The organism is Occultella aeris (assembly GCF_902703175.1).
Taxonomy (GTDB): Bacteria; Actinomycetota; Actinomycetes; order Actinomycetales; family Beutenbergiaceae; genus Occultella; species Occultella aeris.
On record NZ_CACRYJ010000058.1, the window covers coordinates 1 to 10635 of the forward strand.

Below are 10635 nucleotides of genomic sequence, written 5' to 3' on the forward strand. Positions count from 1 at the left end.
GCCCGGAGCCGGTCGCCGCCCGCCCGCTCGCGGCCCGGGTGGTCGGCCTGCGGGCGGGCCGGGTCGCGGTGCGCCGGGGCGCCTCGGTCGTGGTCACCGGGCCGCCGCCAGTGCGGCCACGGCGGCGGCGAACTTCTCGCCGCGCTCGGCGTAGGAGCGGAACTGGTCCATCGAGGCACAGGCGGGCGCGAGCAGGACCACGTCGCCCGTCCGGGCGTACTCGCGCGCCTGGGCCACTGCTGTCCTCATGACCTCAGTGTCACCAGCGGGCACCACGGTTCGCGGGAGGTCGGGGGCGTGTCGGGAAAGTGCGTCCACGATGGGCTCGGGATCCACACCGATCACCACGACGGCGCGCAGCCGATCCCGGCGCGAGGCGACGAGGTCGTCGAACCGGGCGCCCTTGGCGAGACCGCCCGCGATCCAGACCGCCCGGCCGTGCTCGACGCCCGCCAGTGCGGCAGCGGCCGCGTGCGCATTGGTGGCCTTGGAGTCGTCGACGTAACGGACGCCGTCGATCGTGGCCACGTGCTCCATCCGGTGCCCGCCGGGCGCGAAGGAGCGCAACCCCTGCGCGACGGCGGGAGCCGGCACGTCCGCAGCCCTGGCGAGCGCGGCGGCCGCGAGCGCATTCGCGACGATGTGCGGCGGTAGCGGTCCGGTGGCGAGGTGCGCGAGGTCGGCGAGCGTGCCGAGTTCCGCTGCGTGGCTGGACCGGTTCGGCACGAACGCCCGGTCCGCGAGGACGTCCTCGACGAGGCCGACCTCGCTGAGCCCGGGGGAACCGAGGGTGAACCCGACGGCGCGGGCACCGTCGACCACGTCGGCCGCCTCGACCATGGCGCGGGTCGCCGGGTCGGCCACGTTGTACACGCACGCCACCCGCGCGCCCGAGTAGACCCGGGCCTTGTCCGCCGCGTAGCCGGCGTAACCGCCGTGCCAGTCGAGGTGGTCGTCGGCGATGTTCAGGCACGCCCCGGCCACGGGTGACACCGAGTGGGTGAAGTGCAGCTGGAAGCTCGAGAGTTCCACCGCCAGGGCGTCGAGCCTGGCCCCGCCGGCACGGGAGTTCAGCACGGTCTCAGCGATCGGGGTGCCGACGTTGCCGACGGCTGGCGCGAAGCGGTCGGCCGCGGCCAGGATCGAGGCGAGCATGCCGACGGTCGTGGTCTTGCCGTTCGTGCCGGTCAGGGTGAGCCAGTCGACGTCGGGCCGGCAGATCTGCCAGGCGAGCTCCACCTCGCTCCAGACCGGTATCTCAGCCGTGACGGCGTGGGCCAGCACCGGGGTGCGCGGGTTCAGCCCGGGCGAGGTGACGACGATGGCGGGGTCGGTCCCGAGCCCGCGCTCGGCGAGGGCCTCCGGGTCGGCGTCCGCGATCAGGGCGACGCCGGCCGGGAGGTCCACCCGGTCGCCCACGCGCGGGTCGGCATCGATCGCGGTGACCTTGGCACCCAGTTCGGCGAGCACGGCGACGGCGGAGCGACCGGACGCGCCGAGGCCGGCGACCAGAACCCGCGTCCCGCGGAGGTCGTCGATGGCGGCGCCCGCGCTCAACCGACGACCCACTCGGCGTAGAAGATGCCGAGCCCGGTGCACACGAACAGGGCGGCGATGATCCAGAACCGGATCACGATCGTGACCTCGCCCCAGCCCATCAGCTCGAAGTGGTGGTGCAGGGGCGCCATCTTGAAGACCCGCCTGCCGGTCATCTTGAAGAACCCGATCTGGATCATGTCGGAGAGGATGATGATCACGAACAGGCCGCCGATGATCGCGGCGAGGATCTCGGTGCGGGTCAGGATCGAGATCCCGGCCAGCGCACCGCCGAGGGCCAGCGAGCCGGTGTCGCCCATGAAGATCTTCGCCGGGGATGCGTTCCACCAGAGGAACCCGAAGCAGGCGCCGACGATCGCGGCGGCGATGATCGCCAGGTCGCGGGGGTCGCGCACCTCGTAACAGCTCTGCCCGACGCTGGAGAGGATCTGGCAACTCTGGTTCATCTGCCACATCGTCACGAGCACGTACGCGCCGAACACGAACATCGAGGCGCCCGTGGCCAGGCCGTCCAGGCCGTCGGTGATGTTGACCGCGTTCGACCACGCCGTGATCAGGAAGTTCGCCCAGATCACGAACAGGATCAGTCCGACCGTGGCCCCGGCGAACGCGAGGTCGATGCCGAGGTCGCGCGAGAACGAGATGTGCGTACTCGCCGGGGTGCGCCAGCGGTCGTTCGGGAACTGCAGCACGAGCACCGAGAACACGATGCCGACCACGCCCTGACCGATGATCTTCCACTTCGGGCTCAGGCCGAGGGATCGTTGTCGGCTGATCTTGATGAAGTCGTCGAGGAAGCCGACCACACCGAGGCCGACCATCAGGAACAACAGCAGCAGCCCCGATGCGCTCGGTCTGCTCCCCGCGAAGACGTTCGCGAACGCGTACGCGATCAGCGTCGCCATGATGATGACCACACCGCCCATGGTGGGCGTACCGCGCTTGGTGAAGTGCGCCGTCGGGCCGTCCTGGCGGATGAACTGTCCGTAGTTGCGGTGGACCAGGAACCGGATGAAAAGCGGCGTTCCGAACAGGGAGACGATCAGAGCCACCGCCCCGGAGGCGAGGATGGCGATCACGTTTGGACCTCCGCGAGTTCGGTGAGGCGGTCGGCGAGCCGCGCCAGCCCGGACCCCTTGGAGGACTTGACGAGGACGACGTCGCCGTGGCGCAGGTGCGCACCCAGCGTCTCGATCGCCTCGTCGACGGTTTCGAACGTGCTGACGACGGCGGCCGTTGCGCCGGCGGCGCGGGCTCCGTCCGCGATCGGAAGGGCGCCGTCGCCGATGACGACGAGCCGGTCGACGCCACGCTGATGCGCGTAGGCACCGATCGCCTCGTGCTCACCGGGGCCGGTGGCTCCGAGTTCGAGCATCTCGCCGAGCACGGCGACGCTGCGCCGGTCGGCACCCGCCATCGCGACCAGGGCGTCGATGCCGGCGCGCATGGAGTCCGGGTTGGCGTTGTACGCGTCGTCGATGAGGCTCACGTCACCGGCGACGGTGGAGACCTGCATCCGGTGCGGGCTGAGCGGGCCGGCGTCGGCGAGCACCTCCGCGACCTCCGCGAGCGGGCGGCCGAGTTCGAGCGCGACGGTCGCGGCAGCCAACGCGTTGGTGACGTGGTGGGTACCGACCAGGGCCAGGGTCACGTCGGCCGAACCCTGCGCTGTCGTGAGCGTGAACCTCGCGTGCCCGCCGGTCTCGAGGCTGACGTCGGCGGCGCGGACGTCGGCCCCCGGGGTCTCGGCCCCGAACGTGAGCACCCGCTCCCCCGCCGTGAGCGGAGCCATCGCGGCCACGCGCGGGTCGTCGGCGTTCAGAACCGCGACGCCGTGGCTGCGCAGACCCTGGACGAGCTCGGACTTCGCGGCGGCGATCCCGTCCCGGTCACCGAACCCGGCCAGGTGGGCCGAGCCGACCATGAGGACCACGGCGATGTCCGGGGGTGCGATGCCGGTGAGGTAGGTGAGGTTGCCGGGGGCGTCGGCGCCCATCTCCAGCACCAGCGCCACGGTGCCGCGATCGGCGCGCAGGACGGTCAGCGGCAGCCCGATCTCGTTGTTGAACGAGCCGACCGGGGCGACCAGTGGCCCGAGGGGAGCGAGGAGCCGGGAGAGCAGGTCCTTGGTGCTGGTCTTGCCGGCGGAGCCGGTGATCGCGACGACCAGCACGTCCCGCTCGGCGCGGAGGGTGGCGAGGACCACGCGGGCCAGGTCCCCGAGGGCCCGCTGGACGTCGGGTACGAGCACCAGTGGCGCGGCGACTCCGGCGACCGGGCGGGCGACCAGTGCCGTGGCGGCGCCGCGCTCGAGAGCTCCGGCGACGTAGGCGTGGCCGTCGACATGCTCGCCGGGCAGCGCGACGAACAACGCCCCTGGTGCGGCGTCCCGGGAGTCGATGACGACGGTGGTGACGGCGGACGCCTCGGGCTGCATACCGGTGGGCGCACCGGCCGGCTCGGGCCAGATCACCCGCCCGCCGGTGCTGGCGGCGATCTGCGCCACTGTGAGTTCGATCATGGCTCCTCGGTGCGCTGGGGGGACCGCTCGGACATCGCGGTGCGCACCTCCTCCCGGTCGTCGAGATGGAACTCCACCCCGGCGATCTCCTGCAGGGTCTCGTGCCCGCGACCCGCTATCAGCACGGTATCGGCAGGGCCTGCGAATCTGATGGCACGGTGGATCGCGGTACGCCGCGGCGCGACCTCGAACAGGTCCACACCGCGGCCGGTGCGCTGCGCCATGGGCAACGCGCGCAGCGCCCCGGCCATGACCTCCGCGCGGATCGCGGCCGGATCCTCGTCATGTGGGTCGTCGTCGGTGATCACGACGACGTCCGCGTTCTCGACGGCGACCCGCCCCATCACGGCCCGCTTGCCCCGGTCCCGTTCCCCGGTCGCGCCGAACACCACGAACAACCGGCCCTTCGTCGAGGGCCGCAGGGCGGCCAACGCCAGGTGCAGCGCGTCGGCGTTGTGGGCGAAGTCGACGATGCACCGCGGCCGGTTCGCGACCAGCTCCATCCGGCCGGGGACGAGTGCGCGCAGCCCGTGCGGCAGGGCGTGGTTCAACTCGGCGGGCGTGCTGCCGGACTCGATCGCCATCACCAGCGCCACCGCGGCGTTGGCGACGTTGAAGCGGCCCGGCAGTCCGACCGACGTCGAGAGGCTGCGTCCCGAGGTGTGCGTGATCGTGAAGTCGGTGTGGTCGGCGGCCACGTGGTTGATTACGATCATCCAGTCGGCGTCCTGGCCGGCCCTACCGGTACCCACGGTGACGACGTCGATGCTCGCCTGCTCGGCCAACCGTCGGCCCCATGCGTCGTCGACGAGCACCACGCCGCGGCGCGCGTGCTGCGGGGTGAACAGGGACGCCTTGGCCTCGAAGTAGTGCTCGACGCCGCCGTGGAAGTCGAGGTGGTCCTCGGTGAGGTTGGTGAAGGCGACGACGTCGAAGACCACCCCGTCCACGCGGTGCAGGGCAAGGGCGTGCGAGGACACCTCCATGACCACCGCGTCGACATCCGCGGCGACCATCTCGCTGAGCAGCCCGTGCAGCTGCGGTGCTTCCGGCGTGGTCAGCCGGGCGGGGGTCCGGTCCGGACCGACCTTGAGCTCGACGGTGCCGATCAGCCCGGTCTGCCCGCCGAGGGCGGCGAGGATCTCCTCGAGCAGATACGTGGTGGTGGTCTTGCCGTTCGTGCCGGTGACCGCGAACGTCCGGACCGATCCGGCCGGGTTGTGGTGCACCCAGGCGGCGACGTCCCCGAGGATCAGCCGGGGGTCGTCCGCCACAAGTACGGGCACCCGCGGCGCAGCGCTGCCACGCGTGGCGATCAGTTCGGCACCCGCGGCGTCGGTGAGGACGGCCACGGCACCCGCCTCGACGGCGTTGGCTGCGAACGCGGCGCCGTGCGCCTTGGCACCGGGCAGGGCGGCGAACAGGTCTCCGTCGGAGACGGTGCGGTTGTCGAGACTCACGCCCGCGAGCGTGGTCGCCCCCGCGTCGGACGTGTCCCGAAACGCCAGTCCGAACGTGCTTGCGAGGGTGGCCACGGTGCGCGGCTGCCCCGTTTCGCCAGTGGTGCTCATGGGAGGAAAATCTACCGTTTCAGGAGGCATCCGGCGTCAGCGGGTAGGGGTCCGCCGGCTCCGTGCTGGGGGCGACGCCGCGCGACTGCAGGGCGAACGCGGTGACATCGTGGAACACCGGCGCGGCGATGGTGCCGCCGTAGATGCCGCTGGACGGGTTGTAGATGACCACGCCGACGGCCAGGTCGGGATCGTCGGCCGGAGCGATGCCCACGAAGGACGCGGCGACGTCGTTGAGCTGACCGGTCTCGTCGGCGACCTGGGCCGTCCCGGTCTTGCCCGCGATCCGGTACCCCTCGATCGCGGCGTGCTCACCGGTGCCTTCGTCGTCGACCACGCTCTCCAGCATCCGGATCATCTGCTCGCTGCTCTCCGGCGAGACCACCTGCTCGGGCTCGGCCGCCTCGTTCTCGATGAACTCGCCGTCGCAGTCGTAGCCGTCCACCAGGCGGGGGGTGATGTGGACACCGCCGTTGGCGACGGTGGCGAAGACCCCGGTGTTCTGGAGCAGGTTTACGGAGACGCCCTGGCCGAACATGTTCGCGAAGCGGGTTCGGCCGTCCCAGGTTTCAGGTTCACCCAACTGCCCTGGCGACTCCCCAGGCAACCCAATCCCGGTGGCCTCCGTCCAGCCGAGGCGCTGCATGTACTCGTACCGCGTGGCGTCCGACATCAGGCTGCCGATGTTGACGGTCCCGGTGTTCGCGGACTCGGCAAGCACGCCTGCGGGGGTGAGGATCTGATCGGGGTGCTCGGTGTGGTCGTGGAAGGTCTGACCGTTGTCGGTGGTGAGCCGGTACGGGTCCTCGACCGGGCTCGTCGGCGTGATCACGCCCTCCTCGAGGGCGCTCAGGATGGTGAGCACCTTGCCGGTCGAACCGGGCTCGTACGGGCTCGTCACCGAACGGGCACCGCGGTCCTCCACCGCCGAGGCGCCCGGGTTGTTCGGGTCCACGCTGTCGGAGTCGGCGAGCGCGATGATCCGGCCGGTGCTGCGCTCGATGATCACGACCGCGCCCCAGCTCGCCCCGTAGGTGTCGACGGCATCGTCGATCACCTGCTGGGTGTGCCACTGGATGTCCGCGTCGATGGTCAGCTGCACGTCACAGCCCGGCATCGCCGGGGTCGTGGACTGCTGCCCGGTCGGGATCACCTGACCGGACGCACCGATCTCCACCTGGAGCCGGCCGTCGGTGCCGAGCAGGTCCTCGTTCTGGGTCTGCTCGATGCCGGCCGCGCCGACTCCCTCGGAGTTCACCCAGCCGAGGATGCTGCCGGCCGTGGCGCCGTTCGGGTAGACCCGCTCGAAGGTGTCCTCGGAGGCGACCCCGTTCACGCCGAGTGCCGCGACCTGCTGCCACACCTCGGGCGAAACATCGGTCGCAAGGATCACGTAGCCGGCCTCGCCGACCAACCGGGCACCGAGCGTGTTGACGTCCAATCCGAGCACGGGCGCCAGCACCTGGGCGGCCGCGGCCGCGCCGTAGCCGATCACCTCGTCGTCCTCGTCGTAGAGGCGGAAGTCCGGGATCTGGGTCTGGTCGACGACCACCCGGTACGTCTCGACCGTGGTCGCCAGCACGGTCCCGTTCGCGTCCACGATGTCCCCGCGCGCGCCGGTCAGGGTGTAGGTGTGGGTGCGCTCGGCCAGGGCGGCCTGGGCCAGGGACGGCCCGATGATCGCCTGGACGTAGATGAGGCGGCCGGCGAAGACCATCATCACCGCCAGGAGGGCGGCGAGCAGGACCGTCTGCCGCTTCTCCGGTGCTCCGAGCTTTGTGAAGGGGTTCTGTCCTCGCGCCACCCTGCTCACCCGTCCTCGCCGATCAGCCCGGCCGCCTCGCCGAGGACGGTGCCCTGCTCGAGCAGGATGTAGTTCATGCCCTCGGCCGGCACCATGCCCAACGCGGCCGCCCGAGCGGACAGTGCCGCAGGCGAGCCGAGGGTGTCCACCTCGCGGGCGAGCACCTGCTGCTCCTCCGAGAGCCGGGCGAGCGCGACCTCCTGGTCATGCATCTCGTACGCCGTCGAGGCCATCGCCGTGTTCAGCGCCAGAGCACCGAGGAGTGCGCCGCCGAGGATGGCCATGCACAACAGGATGAACGGCAGCACGGTCCGAGCGGGTGCAGGCGCGCGGACGATCCGCAACCGCGGTCTCCACGTCGGGACGGAGAGCGGTCGCGCCGTCCGTGGGGCGCGAGCCGGCATGGCGCTCATGAGTGGGCCTCCAGGTGGGTGGGGGTGGGGCGCAACCGCTCGGCGGCCCGGAGCCGGACCGAGGCCGAGCGGGGATTGCGGGCCTGTTCGGCCTCGTCGGCCTCCTCGGCACCGCGGGTGAGCAACCGCAGGTAGGGCTCGTGCTCACTCAGTTCGACCGGGAGACCCGGTGGGGTGGAGGAGGTCGCCCCGCGGGCCAGGGCCCGCTTGACGATCCGGTCCTCGAGGGACTGGAAGGACATCACGACGATCCGCCCGCCGACTGCCAGGGTGTCCACGGCGGCGGGGATCGCACGCTCGAGCACCTCGAGTTCGGCGTTCACGGCGATCCGCAACGCCTGGAAGGTTCGCTTCGCGGGGTTCCCGCCCGTGCGCCGGGCGGCCTGGGGAATGTTGTCGCGGACGAGATCGACCAGCTGTCCGGACCGGGTCACCGGGTCGCTCCCGCGCCGGGCGACGATGGCCCGGGCGATCCGGGGCGCGAACTTCTCGTCGCCGTAGCGGTAGAGGATCGTGCGCAGCTCGTGCTCCGGCTCCGTGGCGAGCAGGTCGGCCGCGGTGCGCCCCGCGGTCTGGTCCATGCGCATGTCCAGCGGTGCGTCCTGCGCATAGGCGAACCCGCGCTCCGGCTCGTCGAGCTGCATCGAGGAGACGCCGAGATCGAGGAGGATCCCCTGCACCCGGCCGGACTCCGTGTGGGCGGCGACGACCTCTCGGATCGAGTCGTGGACGGCGTGGACGGGTGTGAACCGGCCGGCGAACCGGGCCAGGCGAGCTCCGGCCAGGGCGAGGGCGGCCGGATCCCTGTCGATGCCGATCACCCGCACCTGCGGAAAGCGGGTCAGCACCAGTTCGCTGTGCCCGCCGAGGCCGAGTGTGCCGTCCACGTAGACGGCGCCGGGTTCTGCGAGTGCGGGACCGAGCAGTTCGACGCATCGGTCGGCGAGCACCGGGATGTGCCTGCCGTCGATGTCTTCGGAGCTCATGGGGCCTTCCTGCGGGACTCGGTCCGTTCGGTGGTGGGAGTGGGTGCGTGGTGGGAAGTGGAGCGAGTGGGTGGTCGGGAGGCCCTCCGCCGCCCGACCAGGACTCCCCCCGCCTGCTCTGGCGCCGGGGAAGTGCGTCAGAGTCGCGGTGAGAGACCTCGCGGGGCGGTGGTGCGTCAGAGACCCGGGATCACCTCCTCGCTGATGTCGGCGAAGGCCTGCTCGGAGGCCTCGAGGTAGGTGGCCCAGGCCGCGGCGTCCCAGATCTCGATCCGGGTGCCGGTACCGATCACGGCCAGCTCCCGGTCGAGACCGGCGTATTTCCGCAGGTTCGCAGGGATCGTGACGCGTCCCTGCCGGTCCGGGATCTCTTCGGACGCGCCGGACAGGAACACCCGCATGTAGTCGCGGGTGCGCTTGTCCGCACTGGAGGCCTGACGGAGTTCGGTGTGCACGCGCTCGAACTCGTCGCGCGGGAAGGCGTACAGGCAGCGGTCCTGGCCGCGGGTGATGAAGACACCCGGTGCCATCTCGTCGCGGAACTTGGCGGGCAGGATCAGGCGGCCCTTCTCGTCCAGCCGAGGCTCGTACGTACCGAGAAACATCACCCACCCCCTTCCCACTTCACTCCGGTTGCCCCCACGCTACTCCACTTTGCTCCACCCACAAGGCAGAACTCGCACCGAGTCGTGAAGATCCCGTGCAAACGCGCAGGTCAGGGCCGGTGGTGTGAAGTGGAGGGTTTCGGTCGTGCCGATCCTGCCGTCGCTTCACTGAACGCGGGCGGTCGCGACCCAATAGGCTCGGCTCATGGCGCAGCAGCAGCACACCGTCGACCTGACCGAGACGGGGCGATCGATCGATGCGCTGCAGCGCAGCCTCCGATCGGTGGTCCATGGCCGCGACGAAGCAGTCGCGACGGCGATCGCCGTCTTCCTCGCCCAGGGCCACCTGCTGCTCGAGGACGTGCCCGGGGTCGGCAAGACCACCCTCGCCAAGGCCCTGGCGGCCTCCGTGGAGGGCACGGTCGGGCGGATCCAGTTCACTCCCGACCTGCTGCCGAGCGACCTCACCGGAGTCACGATCTACAAACAGGAGTCCGCGGAGTTCGAGTTCCACCCCGGCCCGTTGTTCGCGACCGTGGTAATCGGGGACGAGATCAACCGAGCCTCGCCGAAGACCCAGTCGGCACTGCTGGAGTCGATGCAGGAGCGGCAGGTGACGGTCGACGGCCTGTCCCACCCGCTACCCGAGCCGTTCATGGTGATCGCGACCCAGAACCCCGTCGAGATGGAAGGCACCTATCCGCTGCCGGAGGCGCAGCGGGACCGGTTCATGGCCCAGTCATCGATCGGCTACCCGCCGGCTCAGGACGAGCTCGAGCTGCTCGCCTCGGGCGGGTTCCGTGATCCGCTCGAGGCGGTCACCCCGGTGCTGTCGCAGGCCGAGACGCTGCGGATCATCGCCGAGGTGAAGGAGATCTTCGTCTCCGACGCCGTGCTGCGATACGTGCTGAGTCTGGTCCGGGCCACACGGGACCACGCGCACGTCGAACTGGGCGCCTCGCCCCGTGCGGGACTGCAACTGGTGGCGCTGTCCAAGGCCCGCGCCGTGATGGCCGGGCGGGACTTCGTCCTGCCGGACGACGTCCAGCACAACACCCTGCCGGTGCTGGCCCACCGGCTCGCCCTGACCCGGTCGGCGCGACGCGGGCGCGCGGAGGCGCCGGAGATCCTGGACGAGATCCTGCGAACCGTGCCCGTGCCTGCGTGAGGATCCTGCC

General features: G+C 71.0%; 9 protein-coding genes. 1 reads left to right on the plus strand and 8 read right to left on the minus strand.

What is annotated here, in order from left to right; all coding sequences use genetic code 11:
* Positions 1 to 93 precede the first annotated feature (93 nt).
* From murD to mraZ, 8 genes are all read right to left on the minus strand, one after another.
* Entirely contained in the window at positions 94 to 1557 is a 1464-nt protein-coding gene (gene murD / locus HALOF300_RS19165; protein WP_156742519.1) for a UDP-N-acetylmuramoyl-L-alanine--D-glutamate ligase, read from the minus strand.
* The gene (mraY, locus tag HALOF300_RS19170; protein WP_156742520.1) at positions 1554 to 2636 is read right to left on the minus strand and encodes a phospho-N-acetylmuramoyl-pentapeptide-transferase; all 1083 of its coding nucleotides are present in this window, start codon (positions 2634 to 2636) and stop codon (positions 1554 to 1556) included. The genes murD and mraY overlap by 4 nt, the downstream gene beginning before the upstream one ends.
* Positions 2633 to 4078, minus strand: a complete 1446-nt coding sequence (locus HALOF300_RS19175) for a UDP-N-acetylmuramoyl-tripeptide--D-alanyl-D-alanine ligase (RefSeq protein WP_156742521.1) — start codon at positions 4076 to 4078, stop codon at positions 2633 to 2635. Before HALOF300_RS19175 ends, mraY begins: the two co-directional genes overlap by 4 nt.
* The gene (locus tag HALOF300_RS19180; protein WP_156742522.1) at positions 4075 to 5649 is read right to left on the minus strand and encodes a UDP-N-acetylmuramoyl-L-alanyl-D-glutamate--2,6-diaminopimelate ligase; all 1575 of its coding nucleotides are present in this window, start codon (positions 5647 to 5649) and stop codon (positions 4075 to 4077) included. Before HALOF300_RS19180 ends, HALOF300_RS19175 begins: the two co-directional genes overlap by 4 nt.
* Positions 5650 to 5668: 19 nt before the next feature.
* A complete protein-coding gene (locus HALOF300_RS19185) occupies positions 5669 to 7453 on the minus strand; it encodes a peptidoglycan D,D-transpeptidase FtsI family protein (RefSeq protein ID WP_156742523.1) in 1785 nt (594 codons plus the stop codon).
* Between the two features lie 5 nt (positions 7454 to 7458).
* Positions 7459 to 7737, minus strand: a complete 279-nt coding sequence (locus tag HALOF300_RS19190; RefSeq protein WP_231955617.1) for a hypothetical protein — start codon at positions 7735 to 7737, stop codon at positions 7459 to 7461.
* 125 nt (positions 7738 to 7862) lie between these two features.
* Complete coding sequence (gene rsmH / locus HALOF300_RS19195; RefSeq protein WP_156742524.1) at positions 7863 to 8852, minus strand: 16S rRNA (cytosine(1402)-N(4))-methyltransferase RsmH; 990 nt, start codon at positions 8850 to 8852, stop codon at positions 7863 to 7865.
* A 176-nt stretch (positions 8853 to 9028) separates the two neighbouring features.
* Positions 9029 to 9457: a division/cell wall cluster transcriptional repressor MraZ gene (gene mraZ, locus HALOF300_RS19200; RefSeq protein ID WP_154793657.1), complete on the minus strand. Its 429-nt coding sequence runs from the start codon at positions 9455 to 9457 to the stop codon at positions 9029 to 9031.
* 205 nt (positions 9458 to 9662) lie between these two features.
* Between mraZ and HALOF300_RS19205 the strand changes: the two genes are divergently transcribed.
* The gene (locus HALOF300_RS19205; RefSeq protein WP_156742525.1) at positions 9663 to 10625 is read left to right on the plus strand and encodes an AAA family ATPase; all 963 of its coding nucleotides are present in this window, start codon (positions 9663 to 9665) and stop codon (positions 10623 to 10625) included.
* The last annotated feature ends 10 nt before the right edge of the window (positions 10626 to 10635 follow it).